The 23,569-nt window shown below is 48.5% G+C and carries 18 protein-coding genes and 4 tRNA genes; 11 read left to right on the top strand and 11 right to left on the bottom strand.

Features of this window, described 5'->3' with window-relative positions:
* Nucleotides 1-277: 277 nt before the first annotated feature.
* Nucleotides 278-2,380, top strand: a complete 2,103-nt coding sequence (locus ACYQ1O_RS00205) for an ELWxxDGT repeat protein (protein WP_459989442.1) — start codon at nt 278-280, stop codon at nt 2,378-2,380.
* Between the two features lie 69 nt (nt 2,381-2,449).
* Here ACYQ1O_RS00205 and ACYQ1O_RS00210 read toward each other — a convergent pair whose 3' ends face one another.
* A complete protein-coding gene (locus ACYQ1O_RS00210) occupies nt 2,450-3,322 on the bottom strand; it encodes a LysR family transcriptional regulator (RefSeq protein ID WP_459989443.1) in 873 nt (290 codons plus the stop codon).
* A 120-nt stretch (nt 3,323-3,442) separates the two neighbouring features.
* On the opposite strand from ACYQ1O_RS00210, the gene ACYQ1O_RS00215 reads away from it, so the two are divergent.
* Together ACYQ1O_RS00215 and ACYQ1O_RS00220 are read left to right on the top strand one after the other, a co-directional pair.
* Nucleotides 3,443-3,769 carry an EthD family reductase gene (locus ACYQ1O_RS00215; protein ID WP_459989444.1) on the top strand — a complete coding sequence of 109 codons (327 nt, stop codon included), beginning with the start codon at nt 3,443-3,445 and terminating at the stop codon, nt 3,767-3,769.
* Between the two features lie 21 nt (nt 3,770-3,790).
* Nucleotides 3,791-4,312 (top strand): carboxymuconolactone decarboxylase family protein, encoded by a 522-nt coding sequence (locus ACYQ1O_RS00220; RefSeq protein WP_459989445.1) that lies wholly within the window; start codon nt 3,791-3,793, stop codon nt 4,310-4,312.
* A 418-nt stretch (nt 4,313-4,730) separates the two neighbouring features.
* Here the strand turns inward: ACYQ1O_RS00220 and alr are convergent, their stop codons facing one another.
* Together alr and dnaB are read right to left on the bottom strand one after the other, a co-directional pair.
* Nucleotides 4,731-5,810 (bottom strand): alanine racemase, encoded by a 1,080-nt coding sequence (gene alr, locus ACYQ1O_RS00225; protein WP_459989446.1) that lies wholly within the window; start codon nt 5,808-5,810, stop codon nt 4,731-4,733.
* Entirely contained in the window at nt 5,807-7,204 is a 1,398-nt protein-coding gene (gene dnaB / locus ACYQ1O_RS00230) for a replicative DNA helicase (protein WP_459989447.1), read from the bottom strand. The genes alr and dnaB overlap by 4 nt, the downstream gene beginning before the upstream one ends.
* A 428-nt stretch (nt 7,205-7,632) precedes the next feature.
* On the opposite strand from dnaB, the gene ACYQ1O_RS00235 reads away from it, so the two are divergent.
* The 4 genes from ACYQ1O_RS00235 to ACYQ1O_RS00250 all read left to right on the top strand — a co-directional run bounded on the left by ACYQ1O_RS00235 (nt 7,633) and on the right by ACYQ1O_RS00250 (nt 13,166).
* The gene (locus ACYQ1O_RS00235; protein WP_459989448.1) at nt 7,633-8,136 is read left to right on the top strand and encodes a hypothetical protein; all 504 of its coding nucleotides are present in this window, start codon (nt 7,633-7,635) and stop codon (nt 8,134-8,136) included.
* 63 nt (nt 8,137-8,199) lie between these two features.
* Nucleotides 8,200-8,679: a cupin domain-containing protein gene (locus tag ACYQ1O_RS00240; protein WP_459989449.1), complete on the top strand. Its 480-nt coding sequence runs from the start codon at nt 8,200-8,202 to the stop codon at nt 8,677-8,679.
* A 342-nt stretch (nt 8,680-9,021) separates the two neighbouring features.
* Entirely contained in the window at nt 9,022-9,570 is a 549-nt protein-coding gene (locus ACYQ1O_RS00245) for a hypothetical protein (protein WP_459989450.1), read from the top strand.
* Entirely contained in the window at nt 9,567-13,166 is a 3,600-nt protein-coding gene (locus ACYQ1O_RS00250) for an AAA domain-containing protein (protein WP_459989452.1), read from the top strand. Before ACYQ1O_RS00245 ends, ACYQ1O_RS00250 begins: the two co-directional genes overlap by 4 nt.
* Before the next feature lie 75 nt (nt 13,167-13,241).
* Here the strand turns inward: ACYQ1O_RS00250 and ACYQ1O_RS00255 are convergent, their stop codons facing one another.
* From ACYQ1O_RS00255 to lptM, 7 genes are all read right to left on the bottom strand, one after another.
* Complete coding sequence (locus tag ACYQ1O_RS00255; RefSeq protein WP_459989454.1) at nt 13,242-13,400, bottom strand: hypothetical protein; 159 nt, start codon at nt 13,398-13,400, stop codon at nt 13,242-13,244.
* A gap of 9 nt (nt 13,401-13,409) precedes the next feature.
* Nucleotides 13,410-14,093: a 6-phosphogluconolactonase gene (gene pgl, locus ACYQ1O_RS00260; RefSeq protein ID WP_459989455.1), complete on the bottom strand. Its 684-nt coding sequence runs from the start codon at nt 14,091-14,093 to the stop codon at nt 13,410-13,412.
* The gene (gene zwf, locus ACYQ1O_RS00265) at nt 14,094-15,578 is read right to left on the bottom strand and encodes a glucose-6-phosphate dehydrogenase (RefSeq protein ID WP_459989457.1); all 1,485 of its coding nucleotides are present in this window, start codon (nt 15,576-15,578) and stop codon (nt 14,094-14,096) included.
* Nucleotides 15,579-15,751: 173 nt separating this feature from the next.
* Nucleotides 15,752-17,200: a decarboxylating NADP(+)-dependent phosphogluconate dehydrogenase gene (gene gnd, locus ACYQ1O_RS00270; RefSeq protein WP_459989458.1), complete on the bottom strand. Its 1,449-nt coding sequence runs from the start codon at nt 17,198-17,200 to the stop codon at nt 15,752-15,754.
* Between the two features lie 319 nt (nt 17,201-17,519).
* Nucleotides 17,520-17,606 (bottom strand) — tRNA-Leu (locus tag ACYQ1O_RS00275).
* 82 nt (nt 17,607-17,688) lie between these two features.
* Nucleotides 17,689-18,936 carry a diaminopimelate decarboxylase gene (gene lysA / locus ACYQ1O_RS00280; RefSeq protein WP_459989459.1) on the bottom strand — a complete coding sequence of 416 codons (1,248 nt, stop codon included), beginning with the start codon at nt 18,934-18,936 and terminating at the stop codon, nt 17,689-17,691.
* A gap of 2 nt (nt 18,937-18,938) precedes the next feature.
* Nucleotides 18,939-19,112, bottom strand: coding sequence for an LPS translocon maturation chaperone LptM (lptM, locus tag ACYQ1O_RS00285; RefSeq protein WP_459989460.1), 174 nt, complete (start codon nt 19,110-19,112; stop codon nt 18,939-18,941).
* A 606-nt stretch (nt 19,113-19,718) separates the two neighbouring features.
* Here lptM and ACYQ1O_RS00290 point away from each other — a divergent pair.
* From ACYQ1O_RS00290 to ACYQ1O_RS00305, 4 genes are all read left to right on the top strand, one after another.
* On the top strand, nt 19,719-20,405 hold the full coding sequence (locus ACYQ1O_RS00290; protein WP_459989461.1) for a VPLPA-CTERM sorting domain-containing protein: 687 nt from the start codon (nt 19,719-19,721) through the stop codon (nt 20,403-20,405).
* A 252-nt stretch (nt 20,406-20,657) separates the two neighbouring features.
* Nucleotides 20,658-20,733: transfer RNA gene (locus ACYQ1O_RS00295), tRNA-Ala, on the top strand.
* A 29-nt stretch (nt 20,734-20,762) separates the two neighbouring features.
* A tRNA-Glu gene (locus tag ACYQ1O_RS00300) sits at nt 20,763-20,838 on the top strand.
* Nucleotides 20,839-20,969: 131 nt separating this feature from the next.
* Nucleotides 20,970-21,045: transfer RNA gene (locus ACYQ1O_RS00305), tRNA-Glu, on the top strand.
* A 151-nt stretch (nt 21,046-21,196) separates the two neighbouring features.
* On the opposite strand, the gene ACYQ1O_RS00310 is transcribed toward ACYQ1O_RS00305, so the two are convergent.
* A complete protein-coding gene (locus ACYQ1O_RS00310) occupies nt 21,197-23,512 on the bottom strand; it encodes an NADP-dependent malic enzyme (protein WP_459989463.1) in 2,316 nt (771 codons plus the stop codon).
* Between the last annotated feature and the right edge of the window lie 57 nt (nt 23,513-23,569).

A 23,569-nucleotide genomic window follows, 5' to 3' on the forward strand; every position in this document is an offset into this window, starting at 1 on the left:
GTTTATTTTAAGGTAGGCTAATCAGTATTAGTTATTGATTACCTTATTTACGATTATTGAACATCGCACTCAGAAACCAAGCCAAGCAAGTGAACTGATTGACAAAAATAGCCAATCTCAGTAAATTTCCAAGCCCTGCCCAAAGTCTTGCCAACGACCTTGGAGACTTTGTTTGACATGCTAAAAAGCGCAATAACATACCGGAATGCTTCTGTTCTAGTGGGTTTTTTATTGCCTGACCCAACAACTGCTTTCGCTTAAACAATGGAGAACACCTATGCCCGCAACACAATGGCTGTTTGCCGCCAGTGATAACACTCATGGTGACGAACTGTGGATAACCAACGGCACCGCCGCTGGCACATCGCTTCTTAAAGATATTCGCGTGGGTGCATTGGGTAGCGGCCCAAGAAACCTGACTGATCTTGGCAATGGCAAAGTGGTCTTTAGTGCCGATGACGGTATTAACGGAATGGAGCTTTGGGTAACTGATGGCACCGCAGCCGGTACTGAGATACTCGATATTTACGCCACTTATGACAGCGGCTCTGACCCTAGCGACTTCATTGCTTTAGGCAACGGTACGGCTCTTTTTAGTAGCCGCAACGCAAGTAACGATTACGAACTTTGGACCACCGATGGCACTGACGCAGGCACGTTTCGCGTTAAAGACATCAACTCAGGCACTAAAGGCAGCTATCCTTATAACATGGGAGCATTAAGCGACGGAAAAGTGTTGTTTACCGCCTACCAAAACTCGCTGACAGGCCATGAACTCTGGATAAGCGATGGCACCGAAGCCGGTACCGTCCTGGTTAAAGATATTTACCCTGGACTGCGCGGCTCAAGCATTTTTGGCATCACCGCACTTGGCAATGGCAAAGCGGTTTTCAGTGCTAATGAGGGCATAAGCGGAGATGAACTATGGGTATCCGATGGTACCGCCGCTGGCACGTTTAGGGTAAAAGACATTGAACCAGGCAGCAGTGGTTCTGATCCTTATGAAATGGTTGCGCTAGGCAACGGCAAAGCAGTATTCCGTGCCTCCCAGTCTTCCACCACCGGTTATGAGCTTTGGGTCACTGATGGCACTGAAGCCGGTACGGTCATGCTAAAAGAAATTGTCAGTGGCAGCTCTGGCAGCAGCCCCTCTGTTATCACCTCGCTCGGTAATGGCAAGATATTATTCCGCGCCTATGATGCCACATACGGTGAAGAGCTTTGGATTACCGATGGCACCACCGCCGGCACTAACCGCGTTAAAGACATCTACGTTGGCAGATCCTCTGCAGACATTACCAACATCACCGCACTCGGCAACGGCAAGGCCTTGTTCGCCGCCACTGATGGCATCAATGGCACAGAGCTTTGGATAACCGACGGCACCAGTGCAGGCACTCTATTAGTCAAAGACATCTATGTCGGCGGCGCATCACTACCCGGTGCATTTACCGCGATTGGCGATGGCAAGGCACTATTCCGTGCGGGCGATGGCAGTCATGGCCGAGAAGTCTGGATCACCGACGGCACCGCAGCAGGTACCGTCATGCTAGCCGACATCAACCCCGGCACGGCGTTCAGCAACGATACCACATCACCCAACTTCACGCCCCTCACGCAGCCAATCGGCACACCCGGCAAAGACAACCTTGTGGGCGACAGCAACGCCAACACCCTGTCTGGCCTCGCCGGCAACGACAGGTTAGATGGCGGCATAGGCGCGGACATTTTGCTGGGCGGATCAGGCAGCGACACCTATATCGTGGACAACCTAGGTGACAAAGTCTACGAAACCACCACCACAACCAGCAACCTTAACGCAGGCGGTATAGATTTGGTCAAATCAAGCGTCAGTTTCAAGTTGGGGCTTTTTGTGGAAAACCTGATCCTGACCGGCACCAATGCCATTAACGGCACCGGCAATGCACTCAACAACAACCTAACCGGTAATGCCGCCAACAACAGACTGGTTGGCGGCGACGGAAACGACCGGTTGAACGGCGGTGCGGGTGACGATACGTTAGTGGGAGGCACCGGGGTGGATACGCTCATCGGCGGAACAGGCAGCGACAAGTTTGTCTTTCAAACCAGTTCATCATCACCCGCCGCGTCACCGGACACCATCATCGGCTTTGAAATCGGCTTGGATAAAATCGACCTTTCAGAAATCGATGCCAATGAGCAAGCAACAGGCAAGCAAACCTTCTCGAGCCCCGTGTCCGGCGGCACATTCTCCGGGGTATTTGCCAATCCGGGCGACCTTTACTTTGATGGCACAGCGCACATCCTCTATGGCAACACCGATAGCGATGCTGCGGCTGAATTCGCCATCAAGCTTTCGGGTATCAGTAGCTTATCCAGCACTGATGTTATCCTTTAGCCACTGGTGATGGATTGAGGCGTCCAAAAAACCGTTTTTGGACGCCTGTTTTATTCGATCCAACCAAGCCTAAACATAGCGCAAGCTTGCCACCAAGGCTTTCACTTCGGCTTTCTTAATGGATTGCTGGCTATGGATGGCATACAGCTGGCGGTTAATTTCAGGGTCGGACAAATACCTGCATTGGATGTCAGCCGCCTGTTTGGGTAACGTGAACTCCGGCATTAAGGCCACGCCAATCCCCGCCCTAACCATATTGACAATCCACTCTTCGCTGTTGCTGCGGTAAGCCGCGTAGAGATTGATTTCCCTGTCCTGACAAATCACTTTTAAGCTTTCGCGCAGCTCGCAATTCAGCCTATCCAAATACGGTTCGGCCTGGATGTCCTTCAAGGCGATGTTATCGAAGCGGCTGAACCGGTGCTGCGGATGGAAGGCCACCACATAACGTTCCTGATACAACGGCACGGCATGATACGGCTCGCCCAGCAGTTGTATGGGCGCGCTAATCACCAAATCCAGCAAACCCGATTCCAGCCGGTTGAGCAACACCGCTTCGCAATCCACCTGCAATTCCAATTCAATGTGCGGATATTCTTGCTGATAAGTGGCTAACACCGGCCCCAAGCGCTGCGCGCCAATGGTGGTCATCAGACCGATTTGCAGGGGAATGGTGTTCAGGCGGTTGAAACGGATGGCTTCGGCTTTGGTGGTTTGCGTGTCTTTAAAGATTTTGCGCAGATTCGGCTCGACCATGCGTCCAAGTGGCGTCAACTGGCAACCGGCGCGGTCGCGGATGAACAATTCGCCGCCCAATTCATCTTCCAGTTTTTTGATGGCTTGCGTTAATGACGGCTGTGAAACATAAGTAAACTGCGCTGCGCGGGTAAAATTGCCGTGATCGCACACCGCCAAAAAATAGCGTATTTGCTGCATTTCCATCAGCGACCTCCTCGTAAAGCATAGGAAAAACCTATTATTCCATAGAAAGCCGGTATTATACAGGCAACGCCCCCGCCCGCTAAGATAGCACCCGTTACCACACAACCCTTTGAGGAAACTATGAAAACAGCAAAATTGATTGTAATGTACCCCAACCCAACCGATGTTGAAGTCTTTGAAAAACGCTATGCTGAAGAGCATGTACCCATGGCGGTTGAAAAGCTTGCTGGCAAAACCCGCTTTGTGGCATCGTTGATTACCGCTAGCGCCAGCCCGGCGGCATCGCCTTACCACCGCATTGCCGAAGTGTATTTCCCCTCCATGCAAGCATTGCTGGATTGTTTGAACTCCGCTGGCGGACAAGAAACCGCCGCCCATGCGGTGGAAATTTCCAGCGGCGGCGCACCGGTATTTTTATTGTCAGAAGTGGAGAGCTTCGACTTTTAACCATCCTTTAACGGAGCCAGCATGTCTTATTTGCCGTCAAATCCAGACTTAAACAACATGACCGCTTTATTGGCAAAATATCCACGCCGAGGGTTGTTGATGTTCAAGCTGTTTGATGATGTCAAAAACGGCATGTCTCCGTTAAGCCCTCAGACGCGGGCGGTGCTGGGCGGGTTTATTTCCACGTTAAACCACTGCGATTATTGCACCGCCAACTATCAACAAACCGCCGAGGCATTGGGGGTGGATGTCCGCGTTTTTAAGCAATTGCAACGCAATTTCAATAAGGCAGACATTGATGCCCGCTTAAAACCCCTGTTGTTTTACGTGAAAAAACTGACCTTAACCCCGCAAAAAATCACCGCCGCCGATGCCCAAGCGGTATTTACCGCCGGTTGGGATGAGGCGGCTTTTTTGGATGTGGTGTGCTTGTGCGCAACCGTCAATTGCATCAACCGCTTGGTGATGGGCGTTGGCATTCAAGCAGACCAGCCTGATGTCGGCAGTTTTCAGCTGCCGTTAATGGTGGGATTAAGCACTTGATAACTGCTGTTACACAGTAATGTATTTTTCTCCCGTTTGCCGCGTCGAGCACCGGAGTATTTGTCGGGAACAGCCCGAAGTACCCCAGGGCATAAAGGGTGCGGCAGGGATGCCGCACGGCGGCAAAGGGGCAGGAAGCCCCTTTTGCCGCCCCCCCCCCCGACAAATGCGAGGAGCGCAAGACATCAGCGGCAACAGGGCCGCCTTTTCTTTGGCTACTTTCTTTTGGCCGAAAAATGCTCCTGCATTTTCGGCATTCACCACATCCTTGTGGCTTGCGGCGCAAAAGAAAGTAGCTCGCCTTCGGGTGCGAGAACCCGATTATTTATTTGTCGCAATAGCGACACATTATTATTTATTTCCAATTCTCAGAAAATGTCTGCGCAACATCAATTAATAACAAACCAAAGCGGAACGTTTACCGCTCTTCCCTAATTTGTACCCGTGGCGTAATCCCGCACACCAAGGTATAAGGAATGGTCTGCGCCCATTGGGCGATTTCTTCAACCGGCAGGCCGTCACCCCACAGCGTCACCGCATCGCCGGGTTTGGCGGTAGTGTCTGCACCTAAATCGACGGTAACCATATCCATCGACACCCTTCCGACCAGCGGCACGCGTTCGCCGTTGACCAAGACCGGCGTACCGGCTTTGGCATAGCGTGGATAACCGTCACCGTAGCCTATTGCCACCACACCCAAGCGGGTGTCGGCAGGACATTGCCAGCTAGCCCCATAACCGACCGTTTCACCTGCCGCCACGGTTTTAACGGCAATCAGCCGCGAGCGCAAGCTCATCACCGGCTTTAAGCCTAACGACTCGCCGGTGCTGTCCGGCAAGGGCGAAATGCCATACAGCATCACGCCTGGACGAACCCAATCGGTCAGCGCCGCAGGCCAAGCCAAAATGCCCGCCGAATTCGCCATGCTCCGCTCACCCGCCAAACCTGCGACTGTTGCTTGGAAACAAGCAATTTGCCGCGCGGTCATGGCATCGCTGGGTTCATCGGCATTGGCGAAATGTGTCATCAGATTGATCGGCTGGCGGATCATCGGGCAAGCGGCCAAACGCTGGTAAGCATCGGCAATGGCATCGGCCTTAAAACCCAGTCGGTTCATGCCTGTATCTTGCTTTAGCCAAACGGCAATCTGACCTTGGGCGGTATGGGCGGCAAAAATGTCCAGCTGGCTGGGGTCATGCACCACCGCGTCGAGCTGGTGCTGCAACATATCATCCAATTCTTCGGCGCAGGTAAAACCTTCCAAAACGGCAATGCGCTGCAAAAAACCAGCCTTGCGCAAACGCACACCTTCATCAACCCGCGCCACCGCAAAAGCATCAGCTGCCTGCAACGCCGTGGCGATGCGCAACATGCCATGCCCGTAACCGTTGGCCTTAATCACCGCCATAATTTTGGCGTTGGGCGCAAAACGCCGCACTTGTGCCAAATTATGCGCCGCCGCCGCCACATCCAGCACCGCGTAAGCTGCCGGGATCATTCGTAATCCCCGCTATCGTAAGGGCTGCCCGCATAATTCTCAAAACGGGTGTATTGTCCCAAGAACGACAAACGCACCGTACCTAAAGGGCCGTTCCGTTGCTTGCCAATGATGACTTCGGCGATGCCTTTGTCGGGGCTGTCTTCGTTGTAAACCTCGTCACGGTAAACGAAAATGATTAAGTCCGCGTCCTGCTCAATCGCGCCCGATTCACGCAAATCGGACATCACCGGACGTTTGTTGGGGCGTTGTTCCAAATTCCGGTTCAGCTGCGACAAGGCTACCACCGGCACATTCAGCTCTTTCGCCAAGGCCTTGAGGCCACGGGAAATATCAGAAATCTGCTGCACACGGTTTTCGCCGCTGCTAGGCGATTGCATCAGCTGCAAATAGTCCAGCACAATCAAACCCAATTGCCCGTGGTCGCGCATCAGCCGCCGCGCCCTGGAGCGCACTTCGGTAGGCGTTAGCGCCGGCGTGTCGTCGATGAACATTTTGGTTTCCGCCAGCAAGCTCATTGCTGAAGTCAACCGAGGCCAATCGTCATCGTCCAAGCGACCGGTACGGATTTTATGTTGGTCGATACGCCCTAGCGACGACATCATCCGCATTGCCAGCGAATCGCCGGGCATCTCCATACTGAACACCGCCACCGGCTTGCCGCTTTTGATGGCGACGTTTTCCGCCATGTTCATGGCAATCGTGGTTTTGCCCATTGACGGCCTACCGGCGACGATAATCAGATCAGAGGGTTGCAAACCGGAAGTCAGTTTGTCGAAATCGGTAAAACCGGTGCTGGCACCCGTGATGGCGTCGCCTTGCTCGAACATCAGCTCGATTTTATCGACTGCTTTCGCCAACAAGCTTTTAATGGGTTTAAAACCTGCCGATTCACCACGCTGCAATTGTTCGGCAATTTGGAACACTTGCCGCTCGGCGTTTTCGATCAGCTCGGCAGTTTCGCGGCCTTCGCGGTTAAAGGCCGAGTCGGAAATGTCGGTGCCGATGTGGATCAGCTGGCGCAGCACCGAACGGTCGCGGACGATGGTGGCATAAGTGACAATGTTGGCGGCACTGGGCGTGTCTTTTGCCATCACCGCCAAATACGCCAAACCACCGGCGTTTTCCAATTCGCCGATGGCTTTGAGGTGTTCGGAAATGGTGATGACATCAAACGGCGTTTGCTTGCTGGCCAGATTGGCAATGGTGCGGAAAATCAACTGATGGCTACGGCGGTAAAAATCAACTTCCGCCACAATATCAGCCACCGCATCCCAAGTTTGGTTGTCGAGCATCAGCCCGCCTAATACCGATTGTTCGGCTTGGATGGAATTGGGCGGAACTTTTAGCGAATCCAGCGCATAATCGCGCTCATAGGTGTAGTCTTCGGACATGGCGAGTTGCGGGTAAATAAAACCTGCAGCTTATCATAAAATGGCTCGGCTAAGTTGCAGGCCAACGTCCGTGCAAGCCATCACGCACCCAGACAAAAAAAAGCCCGGCATTAAACCGGGCTTCGACAATTTTAACCAAGCGTCTGGTTGCACGTTATTTGCGAAGAACAACATTGCGCCTAACAACTCTCCCCCGTTTACCCGCCTTAAGGCCTGTTTTTACTTTCATAATCTTTGCTCCGGTTAGTTTGAATCCATAGGTTATTGTCGGCAAAAAAATCATGTCCAATACCACCATAAAAAAAATCGGTAGTGGTTGTCAAATAATTGCCATTAATTGACGCCGGACAATAAGCAAGTAACTTTTAGCCAATCGCCCATTTTCGGGTATTGTAAAAGCACCTGTTCACCTAAACGACATAACCGCCATGTTCTTCTACACTTTACCGATATTTTTTGGTGCGACCACATTCGCATCGCCTTTGGAACTGCTGATAATTATTAGCGCATTGTTTGGCGTGCTGATTTTTACCGCACCCGCCACTGAAAAACCTTTCCCTAAAATCAACATCAACAACTACCTGTTCTCGGCTTGGCTAGGGCAAGCATCGCTCAGCTGGGCGTTTTGGCCTTGCTTTTTACTGATAAACGTCCTGCTTTACGGCTTCGACACCTTAGCAAAAACCGGCAACTTCACCGTTTCCAGCTGGGATGAAGCGCACTTTACCTTACTCTTCCCCATTATCTGGTGGACCAGCAGCGTCTGGCGTTGTTCACCGTTCAGCCCCAACCGCATCTGGACAGGCCTGTACCGCCTGCTCACACTGAGCGTGTTTTTTGAATACGCGCTCAAGTTCTACATCCGCTTCAACCACGCCCGGCTGTTTTTTGATTGCTCGGAAGCCATGCTGGATTATGGCAGTTGTTTTTAAGGCAGGCTAACACCACAATAAGCCACCACAGCGATTAAGCTGTTCATCTGCCAAGAGATTTTTATGCCGGAACAACCCTACCCCGTCGCCCTACTGGCCGCCGACGTACCGCCACGCCAAAAACCATCGGTCTACCCAGAGCCTTTCGCCACCCAAATGCAAGGCCGCGAAAAACGCCAACTCGGCGACCTGTTCGGCCTTAGCAACTTTGGCGTTAACCTGACCCGCCTAGCCCCCAACGCCGTATCGGCATTGCGCCACGCCCACAGTAAACAAGACGAATTCATCTACATCCTGCAAGGCCATCCCACACTGCACACCGACGAAGGCCACACCCAACTCAGCCCCGGCATGTGTGCGGGGTTTAAAGCCGGCACAGGCAACGGACACCGGTTAATCAACCAAACCGAAGAAGAAGTACTCTATCTTGAAATCGGCGACCGCACCCCAAACGATGAAGCCAGCTACCCCGATGAAGACCTTCAAGCCCTGTTGGTTGATGGACGGTGGGTGTTTAGCCATAAAGATGGATCAGGATATTAATGGTTCAGCCAAATTAACTAAAAACACATCCTGCCGTGACCCGCGTGTGCGAGGCAAAAACAAGCCAACAGTCCATAGCGAATTTATTGGATTCCGTCTCGCCAAGGACTAATACCAATAACCTTTGCCATTTTTGGCTTTTTGTTTTTCCCTTTAGGCGGTTAGCTATTTTTGTAGGGTACGCAGTGCGTACCTTTTGGGTAGTCGTCGTATTCGCAAGTTTTGAAAAGGTACGCACTGCGTACCCTACCAAACTTAATGTATTAAGTATCATTAACAGAACAGCCAAGTTTGTGTAACATCTAACGCCTATCCCGTTCGATTAATTATTTAGGCGTTCAAATGGAAAAAGAGAAAATCTTGCAAGAACTTGAAGATAAATTATTGCCTTCTGTGCAAAACTTGGAAAAACAACAAGCGACCGAGCATGATTTTTTCCCCGCCTTATTGTGGATGTTATTGGAAAAAAGCAAAGGATCAGAAAAGCTATTAAAAGAACTTGCCGTTAAGCATACTGAAGAACTTGAAGCGGCAACCAACAGAATTATTGAAAATAATCAAGAAATTAGAAAAATATATGGGGAGCAGCTTGGTAAGGCAGCTAATTTCATAGTAAGCAAAAACCAAGAATCTGCTACAAAATTTGAACAAATTTATCACGAAGAATTTAAAAAAATTACTGAGTCAATACAGGTAAATAGCAAAACCGCACAAGAAAAAACCGATGAACTGATTGAAAATAAAATTTCGATGATTAACCAAAAAATTGAAGAAATAAAAACTATCCAGTTGAAAACAGAAAAGAAAATATTTACGGGATTTGTCGTCTTTGCAATTTTTCAGCTGGTAACGCTATCTGCCTTGGCTTTTATCGTGATGAGACCCTTATGACGGCAGTCGATATTTTAAAAGATCATCGCCAGCACTTTATCAAACGCTTACTTACCCGCAATCCATTATTAAAATGTACCCAAAATTCGTATCGGGAAGATTTAACGGAATTGGTCAAAATAGGTTTGGAATTTGATAAGGATATAAAAACTACCTCACCGCTGGAGGTTTTGCAGAATTTGCTGGCGACAGTTCCTAAAAAAGTTGAAATCTTCAATGCACATAAAAAGAATTTGGCGAAATGCACTAAGATAAAAAACGAAGCAGATGATTATTTTCATACCACTGGGCAGCTTAGTTTTTATTTAGGTTATCCATTTATTGCTATTCCTTTAGAATCAAACAGATATTATTTAGCACCATTATTTTTGTGGGCAGTATCGTGTAAAGTTACTGCCAGTTCGATTATTTTTGATCGGGTCAGGGATGAAGAAAATCAGGTTTTAGAGCCGCAATTAAACCGGATTTTACAAGTTTGGTTAGCGCACGAAAAAAACATTCATTTGCATTGGGAAAATGCAGAGGAATTAACTTGGGCGACTGTTTCAGCTGAAACTCAATCGGCATTAGCGGCTTGGACAAAATGTGTTAGCGGCTTAGATCACAGCGAAATCAATCCTATTCCCTACAAAGATGAGTTGAAGGTACTTATAAAGCCTAAGGTTATATCGAGTGCCATGATTGGCTATATTCCGATAAAAGGCCAAGCCTTATTAGATGATTTGGATAAATTAGAGGAATTATTTAACGCTAATTCAAATGATAGCCATGTTTTGGACTATTTTCTAAGCCCACGCCAATTAAGTAAAAAACGCCCATCCCCTCATCCATCCGAAAATGATAAATGGCTAATCACCGATTCTGACCACAGCCAAGAATCGGTGTTATGGAATACCCGCAAGTTTGATTTAATGGTTTTACAAGGTCCGCCAGGCACAGGCAAATCGCAAGTAATTGTTAACTTAATTGCTGACGCACTTGCCAAACAAAAGAAGGTCTTGGTAGTTTGCCAAAAAAAAGCAGCGTTGGAGGTTTTGAAAAAACGCCTAACTGCTAATGGCTTAGGTGAGCTTTTGCAACTTATTGATGATGCACATAAAGATCGGATGCGGATTATTAAATCTATACGCGATATAGAAATTAATTCTTTGGCTAACAAAGGCTTTTCGCAGATTGATGTGGAGCGTCGCACAACAGGTGAGATTTTAAAAAACTGCGAAGATTTTTTAGATATTTCCAATCAATTTCTGACAGAAACACAGCAAGGCCAGCGTTTGGCATATGGCAATTTAAAAGCCAAATTGCACCAGCTAAACCAAAAAGGTATCAACGCTTATGAAGAGTTGCAATCGCTTTATCAAGATTGCCGAGAAAATAACCTATTGCCAGGCAACAAAAATGGTCTTAGGGAATTAATTAACGAAGCAACGCAATTTATCGAAAACTATCAAGCCTGTCATTATCATGAAAACCCTTGGATACATCTGCAAAATCCCCCCACTAATATTGCCGAAATCAATATATTACTGAATCGTCTGGTATCCCTGTCACGCAATTTAGAAAACAAAAACGGGTATTTTTATTCTGCAAATTTGGCATGGCTTACAGAGCATAGCTTGGTAGATGCTTGTTATCCCAGTTTTTTATCAAGTGGCTACCAGCAACCCTACAAAAGTTTCAAACAACTTTCAGTGGATACCCAAAAACTAACAAATTGGTTAGCACCCCACTATGTTGATAGTGTTCTAGCTTCTGTCCGCGCTGGTAATGTCGTAGATTATTACCAAAAATTACAAGAATTTAGTGCTTATATTGAGCAAGTCGTACATATTCAAGAAAAACTGAAACAAGTTGGCCTATTCGATTTACTGCTTAAGAATTCAGCCGATCAAGTTATTGCTTGGGCTGAAATAATAGAGTGTTTTGCCCTGCAAGCGTGGTTTGACGATTTAATTTCCCTGCATACGGTTTCAAAAATTTCTTTTGAGCAACAAAAAAGCAAATTAGCGACTGTTGTTGAGCAAAAGCGCAACAAGGATATTCAACATATTTTGTCGAAGTTCAGTAATAGGGTGTCTTCAAGAAATCAATTGCAAAACAGAGACTTGTTGCGTCTTAGGAAATCAGCTAAAGCAACAAAAACTTCTTTACGAAAATTGTATACAACAGGTTTTGAAGAGCTTCATGAAATCTATCCCGTATTATTGACTAACCCTGAAACGGTCAGCTCGATTTTAGATTTAAAAGCGAATTTGTACGATTTAGTGATTATTGATGAAGCCTCACAAATGTTTATGGCTGATGCCTTTCCGCTTTTATATCGCTCTAAAGCGGTGTTTATTTCTGGAGATACGCAACAAATGCCGCCCTCTGATTTTTTTATGTCATTAGGCGATGACATAAATACTGATGATGGCGAACAGGAAACTGAAGATGAATCAGTCACTGATAAAAACCGTTTGATTGCCGCCGAAGGTGAGTACTGTTTATTGGAAGCAGCTGAGTATTCAGTACAAAAGGGTAATCCAAATCATGCCATGTTATTGGTGCATTATCGTTCTGAATTTAAAGAACTTATAGACTTTTCCAATCATGCTTTTTATGAAGGTAAGTTAATCGCTGCAACTAGCAATAAAAAGTTGCCGGATAGTATCAAAGCCGCTATTGAATTAAACCCAGTTGAAAACGCACAAGCCAAATCAGGCGCTAATTACACGGAAGCTTTAGCTGTTGTTGAGAGAATAAAATCAATTTGGCGACAACAAGACAACTTATCATTAGGAGTCATCACTCTCAATGTCAAACAAAAAGACATCATAGATGATTTGTTGTTTGAAGAAACCCAATTAAATCGGGAATTTGCCAATCGCTTAGAAGCAGAGCGCAACAAAACGAAAGATGGGGACGATATTGGATTTTTTGTGCGTAGTGTTGAGCATGTTCAAGGCGATGAACGAGACATTATCATCCTGTCAACCGTTTATGACGGGGTAAGAAAGAATTTTGGCGCGATCACTAAAAAAGAAAAAGGTCGGAAACGTTTAAATGTAGCCATTACCCGTGCAAAATTGGGCATGATTATTTATTCATCGTTAAACATTGATGCAATATCTAATGAAAGTCAGCGTGATGGTGTCAGTGAAAATTATTGGTTTTGGAAATACATGTGCTATGCACGAGCAATCAGCTCGGGTGACAAAAAAGCGGCTGAATTGGTTTTGCAAAGTCTAAACGCAAAGTTTAAACAATCGACAACGGATAGCGAGCCTGATTCTTATTTTGAGGAAGATGTTGCCGAATTTTTACGGGAGCATGGTTTTCATGTTGATTATCAAATTGGTGAAAGCGGTTTCCGAATCGACTTAGGTGTTAAAAATAATGCTAATGATCGCTTATATATATGTGGTATCGAATGTGATGGCAGGCAATACCATAGTAGCTGGACGGCTAGGCTCAATGACATTTGGCGGCAAAAGATTTTAGAAAACAAAGGTTGGCGGATTATTCGTATTTGGAGCAATGACTGGTTTGATAATAGGCAGATAACGCAGAAAAAAATTTTGGTGGATTTGAAGTCACTCATGCTGAAATTGTAACAAGGCGTATTGCGTTATTTTGCAGTAGCAAAGTTAAAGCAACGGCGAAAAACCCCAGCAAGGCGACACCGATGGCTATTGCAAAAAAACCGCCAAGCCAAACAGCAATAAAAATCCGGCGGCTTTTTGGCGAAGGCATTGCGGTGCGGCTTGTGGCTGTAAACTATTGCCCAGCATTAGCAAAGCGGCTGCGCCTATTGAAAAGCCAGCCGCCAAAACAGCAAAGATGTGCATGGTTAAGGCTTACGCCGCGTTAGCATCCGCATCGATATAAACATCAACTGGCTTTTCCATTGCAATCGTCGTCATCGGCAAGGCTTCACCGGCGCGCCAAGCTTTGACCATCAGCTGTTTGTTTTTGCCGGTGACCAGAAAAATCACTTGGCTGGTCGTGCTAAGGGCTTTGGAGCTAACGCTGACGCGCTCTGGTGGTGGTTTGGGCGAGTTATAAACCGGATGGGCAAGCTCGTCGGCAGGATGGACGTGGCCAGGGAACAAGCTGGCGGTATGACCGTCTTCACCCAAACCGAGCAGCACCATATCAAACGGCAGGGCTTCGGCAACAATAGGGCGATACAAGGCCGCGCCTTGTTCAGGGCCCAATTCGGCGGGGATGGTGTAAATTTGGCTGGCAGGAATGGCGACCTTATCCAGCAGCGCATCAACCGCAAGATAGCTGTTGCGGTCGGGATGGTCCAGCGGCAAGCAACGCTCGTCACCGTAGTACATGATCCAATTGCCCCAATCGGCTTCGGCGGCTGCCAACAAACGGTAGACTTTTTCTGGCGTGGTGCCGCCTGCCAGTACCAGTTTAAATTGTCCATGATCGGCAATGGCTTGTTCGGCTGCCGCCAAAATTTGCTGGCTGGCAGCGGTGGCGACATCATCAGCATTGGCAAATTCGTGCCAGTTTACGGTTTGTTGCATTTATTTACACTCCGGAGTTAAGGAACTGCGCCAAAATTGGCTTTCTTTATCAAATAAGCGGCTGTCTTCTGGCCCCCAAGAGCCAGCGGGATAGGTGCCAATAAAATCGCGCTCTATCGCCCAAGTTTGTAAGATGGGGTCAACGATACGCCAAGCATATTCCACTTCGTCAAAACGCAGGAATAGCGAGCGGTCGCCTTTGAGTACGTCGAGCAATAAGTCTTCGTAGGCATCAATGGCTTTTTCGTCTTGGTTGCGGAAACTGGCATCCAGGCTGCACGTGCGCGTCTTCATTTCCAAGCCCGGTTCTTTCACCGTCATTTCAATGCGGATGCATTCTTCCGGTTGGATGCCCATCAGCACCCAGTTGGGATTCATGCATTGCACGTTAGTATCACGAAAGAATTGCAACGGCGGGTGGCGGAAGCAGATGGAAATGGTCGATTGTGCTTTCGCCATGCGTTTGCCGGTACGCATATAAAACGGTACACCGCGCCAACGCCAATTGTCCAAATACAGCTTCATCGAGGCATAGGTTTCGGTGGTGCTGTTCGGGGGGATGTTGGCCTCGTCCAAATAGCCGGGTACTTTTTCGCCATTGACATGGCCTTTGCTGTATTGCCCACGAAAAGCGTGGGCGTGGACTGCTTCTTTAGGAATGGGGCGGATGGATTTTAAGACTTTGACCTTTTCATCGCGCAAGGCTTCGGCTTCCATCGACACCGGCGGCTCCATCGCCACCAGCGTCAACAATTGCAGCAAATGGCTTTGCAACATATCGCGCAACGCACCGGCGCTGTTGTAATAATCGCCACGGCTGTCGATGCCGATGCTTTCCGAATGGGTGATCTGGATGTGGTCGATGTAGTTGCGGTTCCAAATCGGTTCGAGCATGACATTGGCAAACCGGAACACCAGCACGTTTTGCACCATGCCTTTGCCTAGGTAATGGTCAATACGGTAAATCTGCTCTTCAGACAAATATTGGCTGATGCGTTTCTGCAAAGCTTTTGCGCTGTCCAAATCGTAGCCGAACGGTTTTTCAATAATCACCCGCCGCCAGCCGTATTCTTCGGCGAACAATTGGTTGGCGCTTAAAAAACCCATCACCGCGCCAAAATCAGACGGGCTGATGGACAGGTAAAAAGCCATGTTTTTTGGGAAGTTGCCGCTGCCATTCAGCGTGTCCGCCAAACTGCTATAGCATTCCGGTTGGGCAATATCGCCTTGATGGTAATACAAGCGTTCGCTAAAACGCTGGAAAAGTGCCTCATCAAAATCCGTTTTAATCTTTGCCAACAGCATGTCTTTCACTTCTGACAGCCACTTTTCCTGATCCCAAGGCCTGCGCCCAACCGCCAAGATGCGCGTACCCTCAGGCAATCGGCCTGCGACATCAAGATGATATAAAGCTGGCATCAGTTTAATGCGCGACAGGTTGCCGGTCGCCCCGAAAATGACGTAGGTACAGGGTTCTGCGTTCATAAAAATCACCCAATAGAGTTTTGAAAACCTTAGCTTAAGGCGGTAACAGGAGGTATTAACCGTAGCGCATCAGTTTTTGCGGATTTTGGAGTGAAAATCAGTTTTTCACTCCGGCTTGCCGACAATCCAATACAAAAACTGCTGCAACAATTAATTGAAGCGGATGACTAAAATTAAACGGTATACGTTGTCGAGGCCGTCTTACCACCGTGACCGGTCCAATCGGTGTGGAAAAACTCGCCTCTGGGCTTGTCGGTGCGCTCGTATGTGTGGGCGCCGAAATAATCGCGCTGGGCTTGCAGCAAATTGGCGGGCAGTCGCTCGGTGCGGTAGCCGTCATAATACGCCAACGCCGATGAAAACGCAGGGGTGGGGATGCCTTGCTCAATTCCCAAAATGATCGCCTTACGCCAACCGGCATCGGCTTTGCCCATGGCTTCGGCAAAGAAATCCGCCAACAACAAGTTTTCCAGCGCTGGATTGGCATCGTAAGCTTGTTTGATGTCGTTCAAGAATTGGCTGCGGATAATACAACCGCCGCGCCACATCAAGGCGATTTCGCCGTAATTGAGCGACAAGTTGTATTCTTTTGAAGCTTCGCGCATCAGCCTAAAGCCTTGCGCATAGGAGATGATCTTAGCCGCGTACAAGGCATCGTGAATGGCACTAATCATGGCGGCTTGATCGCCGGTAAATGCGGTGGCGGGGCGTTTGGGCAATACACCCGCCGCTTTGACGCGCTCGTCTTTTTGCGCGGACAAACAACGGGCAAATACCGACTCGCCAATTAAGGTCAGCGGAATGCCCAAATCCAACGCATTGATGCCCGTCCATTTGCCCGTGCCTTTTTGACCGGCGGTATCGAGAATTTTATCGACCAGCGGCAAGCCGTCTTCATCTTTATAAGCAAAAATGGCGGCGGTGATTTCAATCAGGTACGAACTCAACACACCTTGGTTCCAATCGGCAAAAATGCTGTGCAACTGGTCGGCAGACAAGCCCAAACCATCGGACAACAACTTATAGGCTTCGCAAATCAATTGCATATCGCCGTATTCAATGCCGTTATGCACCATTTTTACATAATGGCCGGCACCGTTGTCGCCCACCCATTCGCAACAAGGATCATTATTGACGTGGGCGCTAATGGCCTGAAAAATCGGCTTGACCGTAGGCCAAGCCGCCGGATTGCCACCGGGCATAATGGATGGCCCGTGGCGCGCGCCTTCTTCGCCGCCCGACACGCCCGTGCCAATGTAGTAGATATTTTGCGCCGCCAACGCTTGGGTGCGGCGATTGGTGTCGGTAAATAAGGAGTTGCCGCCATCGACGATAATATCGCCGGCACTGAGCAACGGCACCAATTTGTCGATGTACTGGTCAACCACCTCGCCCGCCTTCACCATCAGCATGACAATGCGCGGGCTGCTCAGGCTGTCCACCAACTCTTCCAAAGAATGCGTGCCGACCACTTCGGTATCGGCGGCAGGCCCTGCCAAAAACTCATCGACCACGCTGGTGGTGCGGTTGAACACCGCCACTTTAAAGCCGTGGTCGTTCATGTTTAAAACCAAGTTTTGCCCCATCACCGCCAAGCCGATCAAACCAATATCTGCCTTCATTACCACCCCTCGCCCACATTGGAAAATTAAGCTTGATATTATCACGCCAAGCTACGGTTGGTAACAGATTACGGCTTGTTTGTGTGAAATTTGCAACAGATTGGCTTAGCAGGTTGATATTTCAAAGGAGAATGGCAACACCTGCAAAGCAGACTCGTAAACGCAGCATCAACAGCAAGAAAATAGACCTTCCCGAATAGCCTGGAAAAGAACAAGCTTAGCCTTAACAATAAGGGCATCTAGCACGCTTAAATCCACATCGAGAAACCATCAGGCACAAAAAAAGCACTTGGTTAAAAACCTAAGTGCTTGAATTTTTTGGTGCCTCGGGCCGGAGTCGAACCGGCACGGTGTTACCACCGAGGGATTTTAAGTCCCTTGCGTCTACCAATTTCGCCACCGAGGCAACGCTACCTTGCGGTAAGAGCGGCATTATATAGAAACATAAAAAAATAAACCAGACTTAATGATAATTTTTTATGCTTCGCTTAGGGCAGCAAATGCTCTCCTGCCCAAAGCTGGGTTACCGCCTCCCGTTCACGCACCACATGTACTTGTGCGCCATCGACCATGAGTTCGGCAACGCGCGGACGCGAGTTGTAGTTTGAACTCATGCTAAAACCGTACGCGCCCGATGAACGCACCACCAACAGATCGCCAGGCTTAAGTGCTAATGCGCGGTTTTTGCCCAGAAAATCGCCGGTTTCGCAAACGGGTCCGACAATATCCCAGTCCAGCGTTTCTGCTTCGTTATGCGGTTGCACGGGAATTATGTTTTGCCAAGCACCGTACAATGAAGGGCGTAACAAGTCGTTCATAGCCGCATCAACAATGGCGAAATTTTTGTGTTCGGTTGGCTTTAGGTATTCCACTTTCGTCAGCAAAATACCGGCATTACCGACAATAGCACGGCCTGGTTCCAGCAAAATCTCCATATCGGTATCACCCAAACGCGCCAACAAGGCGCTAATGTAGTCGGCAGGTTCAGGGGGCTGCTCTTCTTTGTAGCAAATGCCCAGGCCGCCGCCCAAATCGAGGTGATGCAAACCAATGCCTTCGTTTTTAAGCGCAGCAACCAAATCCAGCACTTTATCGAGTGCATCCAAGAAAGGTCGGGTTTCGGTCAGTTGCGAACCAATGTGACAGTCGATGCCAATCACATTGATATGAGGCATAGCCGCCGCGCGGCGATATTCCGCCATGGCTTGGCTGATGTCGATGCCAAATTTATTTTCTTTAAGGCCCGTGGATATATAAGGATGGGTCTTGGCGTCAACATCGGGATTCACACGGAACGACACCGGCGCAACAACACCCAATTCGCCCGCCACGCGGTTGATGCGGTCCAACTCGCCGCTGACTTCCACGTTAAAACAGCGGATGCCGACTTTTAAAGCTTCACGGATTTCGTCTTCGCGCTTACCCACGCCCGAGAAGACAATTTTTTGCGGATCGCCGCCGGCAGCCAATACGCGCGCCAACTCGCCTTGTGAGACGATGTCAAAACCAGACCCAAGGCGCGCCAACACATTTAGCACCGCCAAATTGGAATTGGCCTTAACTGCGTAGCAAATCAAATGCGCTTGCTTGCCGAAGGCTTGGTCAAATGCACGCCAATGTTTTTCTAGCGTGGCTTTTGAGTAAATATAACAAGGGCTGCCAAATTGCTGGGCAATATCGGCAATGGCAACGTCTTCGGCAAACAATTGCCCGTCGCGGTCATTAAAATAATCCATATTTATTGTTTTTTAGTCGATTCTGAGGGCGGTTGTGAGGATGGCGCAGGTGTGGCTTGAGCCTGTGTTTTTGCGGGCAAATACAAAGGTCCAGGCTGCCCACAGCCAACAAGGTTTGCCAATACCAACAACAGGCAGAACTGGCAAAGAGGCGTCACGAATGAATGCAGAGTCATAAGCTGATATTTTTTACTTTGAAAACGGAAAATTATACCACCAGTACCACAGCAACGCCGCACACACGCCAGCGAAATAGTGGCTAGTCTAATAGCAAAGAAGACCAACTTAAACGCTAGGGAAAAACAGGCATGTATCTCAAGCTTTTTTTAATAAAAATGCGTTTCCATACGCAAAAAATTAACAATTGATGACCATAATTTAATCTTGGATGCGCCCAAGCCATTAAAGCCATCCAAACAACAACCATAGAACTTTTTTAGATTTATGGCTAACAACACAATAAAAAAGCAAAAATCACTAGCACACTAACAACAAAAAGATCAATAATATTTACTCTAAATATTGTAAATCTGTGATCCATTGATCTTTTTTTAAAAAAATGTTATTTTGCTATTGCGAAAACAGATTTGCTTTTATACCAAAAAGCCGTCTTAGCTCTGTTTCGCTAACCATTTAAGGACGCATACCTTAATCCGCCTAACAACGGACTAAAAGCCTTAAAGGATTAGCTAAATAAAACGCGATTAACTGGTCTATGGTCGCGCCCCCCATTACCTGCTTAACGTTAAGCGGGTTGATTACAAAACTCTAGAGGACATACTATGAAAAATACATTTTTAGCAATTTTGTTTGCTGCATCTAGCTTAGGTGCGGTAACAACAGCAAACGCAGCCGGCATCCCTGGCTTGTACAGCACCGGCGCTGGTTTTAGCAATGGTCAAGCGGATACCAACTACTCTTGGCAAAAAGTGACTGGTAACTTAAACGGAACAACTTCAGGCCAAGGCATTACCCAAGTTGGCAACGGCAAACCAATCGGTGTGCCCATCGCTACAGGCGGAAACGCTTGGATTGCTGATGACGCCAACTCCCATTGGTTGACACTCACTTCAAACAGAACCCAAAGCTACGACCCCAACCAAGCTGCTAAATACGACTGGAAAACCACGTTCACTTTAACTGGCGACCCAACCAAAGCTTATTTTACTGGCCGTTTTTCTGCTGACAACAACGCCAAAGCTTTCTTGAACGGTCATTTGATTGGCACAGCATCAAACTTCAGCAACTGGTTCGACCTGACTGTGGACAAAAGCTATTTTGTTTCTGGCGTTAACACTTTGTTGTTCGTTGTACAAAACGTTAAAGGCTTATCAAACAACCCAACCGGTTTACGCGTTGAAATCCAAAGCTCTGCTGTGCCAGTTCCTGCCGCCATTTGGTTGTTTGGTTCTGCATTTGCTGGCCTGGTTGCTTCTTCACGTCGCAAAAAAGCTCAAATCGCTGCTTAATTTTAAATTAGCTGCGTGCAGTAAAAAAAAACCGCCTTTCATGGCGGTTTTTTTTGCCCTTAATTTTGCCTGCAGCGAAAGCCATAACTGATTCAACCAGCATTGAGTCAATACCCAACATAAGCATGACTTTTCACAGCATCTTCCAGATATACACCCTTAACAAGGCGAATTAAACCGTAACAACCCTAATTGTCGAAAATTTTTATTGGCTTTATTTTAAAAAACCCGTATAATGCTCGCTCTTAACTAGGGGCCATAGCTCAATTGGTAGAGCGCTTGCATGGCATGCAAGAGGTCAGCGGTTCGATTCCGCTTGGCTCCACCAAAATTAAAAATATAAATAGTTAAGCAAATGTCCCCATCGTCTAGCGGCCTAGGACATCGCCCTTTCACGGCGAGAACAGGGGTTCGAACCCCCTTGGGGACGCCATCTTTTCAATGGCTAGTGGTTCACCAATTGCAGGTCTCTATCGTAGATACTGTGTTGGCAACTTGAAAAACAATCTATGCTTAATTCCCTCTGAATTAGCAAGTAAATAGGCCGGACTAAAAAAGTTTTTAGTCCCCATCGTCTAGCGGCCTAGGACATCGCCCTTTCACGGCGAGAACAGGGGTTCGAACCCCCTTGGGGACGCCATATAATAAAAAGGCTATCTTCGGATAGCCTTTTTTATGCCTGTCGTTTTTTGCCGCAAGGCAAACTATTCATTAAACAAAAACGGGAATGCAAAATTGGTTACATTCCCGAACAGCAAACACTTAGCTGCGATTTTAATATCGCCAATCGGCTATAACCCCCGCCCGTCAATCGCATCCACCACACACAAAGCCGTCATATTAACAATCCTACGCACTGTCGCCGACTCCGACAGAATATGTACGGGCTTAGCGCAACCCAACAGTACGGGACCGATTGCCACACCATTGCCCGCTGCTGTTTTTAGCAGGTTGTAGGAAATACTGGCGGCGTCAATATTCGGCAAGACCAACAAGTTGGCGCTGCCTTTTAAGGGCGTGTCGGGCATCGCACGTTTGAGCATGTCAAAATCCAAGGCTTTGTCGCCATGCATTTCCCCATCAATTTGCAAATCCGGCGCCCTTTCTTTAATGATCGCCAAAGCGGCGCGTACCTTTTGAGCCGATTCGCTGTTGCTGCCACCAAAATTGGAATGTGACAACAAAGCCACGCGCGGCACCAAACCAAACAAGCGCAACTGTTCCGCCGCCATGATGGTGATTTCAGCAAGCTGCTCGGCATTCGGGTTTTGATTGATGTGCGTATCGACAAGCACAATTTGCCGATCAGACAACACCAAACAATTCATCGCCGCATAAACATTGGCGCCAGGCTGTTTGCCCAAGACCTGGTCAATGTAATGCAAATGCAGGGAAAAAGTGCCAAACATACCGCAAATCATGCCATCGGCATCACCTTTGTGGATCAGCATTGCACCTATCAAAGTATGGCGGCGGCGCATTTCCAGTTTGGCATATTGTTCAGTCACGCCTTTGCGGGCGGTCATGGAGAAATAGGTTTGCCAAAAATCGCGGTAACGCTCGTCGTACTCAGGATTAACCACCTGAAAATCGACATCGGGACGAATCCGCAAGCCAAACTTTTCGATACGCTGCAGCAACACTGAAGGCCGCCCGATGAGAATCGGCTCAGCCAATTTTTCATCAACCATAATTTGCACGGCGCGCAAGACGCGCTCATCCTCACCTTCGGCAAAAACAATGCGCTTGCTGGAAGCTAAAGCCTTTTTGGCGTTTTGGAAAATAGGCCGCATAAACGTGCCGCTGTGGTAAGCAAACTGACGCAAGCGTTCGATGTAACCTGGCATGTCGGCAATCGGCCGGGTGGCTACACCGGATTCTTCGGCGGCCTTTGCAACCGCCGGTGCAATTTGTACCATCAGGCGCGGATCGAACGGCATCGGAATCAGGTAGTCGGGGCCAAACGACAAATTGCTGATGCCATAGGCGCGGGCGACAATATCGGATTGTTCGGCTTTAGCCAAATCCGCAATGGCGCGGACGGCGGCAACTCCCATAGGGCGGTTGACGGTGGTTGCGCCACAATCGAGCGCGCCACGGAAAATGTACGGGAAACACAAGACGTTGTTGACTTGGTTGGGGTAATCGGAGCGTCCGGTGGCGATGATGGCATCACTGCGTACGGCCTTCACTTCTTCAGGCAAAATCTCCGGCGTAGGGTTTGCCAAGGCCAAAATCAGCGGTTTTGGTGCCATTGCCTTAACCATATCTGGTTTCAGTACGCCTCCAGCCGACAAACCAAGGAAGACGTCCGCATCGGGAATCACTTCGGCTAAGGTGCGCGCGGAGGTGTCTTGCGCGTAACGGGATTTTTTTTCATCCATCAGCTCGGTGCGGCCTTTATAGACCACGCCAGCCAAATCGGTGACATAAATATTGGTGATGGAGACGCCCAAATCGACCAACAAATCCAAGCACGCCAAAGCCGCCGCACCGGCGCCGGAGACAACCAATTTGCAATGTTTGATGTCTTTTCCCACCACTTCCAAGCCATTGAGAATGGCGGCGCCCACGATAATCGCCGTGCCATGCTGATCGTCATGGAAGACCGGAATCGCCATGCGTTGGCGCAACTTGCGTTCGATATAAAAGCATTCAGGGGCTTTGATGTCTTCCAGATTAATGCCGCCAAACGTCGGCTCTAACGCAGCAATGATGTCGCAAAGCTTGTCGGGATCGGTCTCGTTGATTTCAATATCGAACACGTCGATACCGGCGAATTTTTTAAACAACACCGCCTTACCTTCCATAACCGGCTTTGCCGCCAAGGCACCAATATTGCCCAAACCCAACACTGCTGTGCCATTGGTGATAACTGCCACCAAATTGCCGCGCGCGGTGTATTTAAAAACGTTGGCAGGATCACTGACAATTTCTTCACAGGCCGCCGCCACACCGGGTGAATAAGCCAAGGCCAGATCACGCTGGTTAGCCAGCAGTTTGGTGGGAATAACGCTGATTTTTCCGGGCGTAGGAAATTCGTGATATTCCAAAGCCGCTTGGCGCAGTTGTTGGCGCGTGTCTTGTGGGTCGTCTATCGAACTCATGGCTTAGCCGTCCTTTTAGGTGGGGCGCGGGGCAAATAATGTGTTTACGGAATTGTA

Source organism: Methylosoma difficile, from assembly GCF_054657615.1.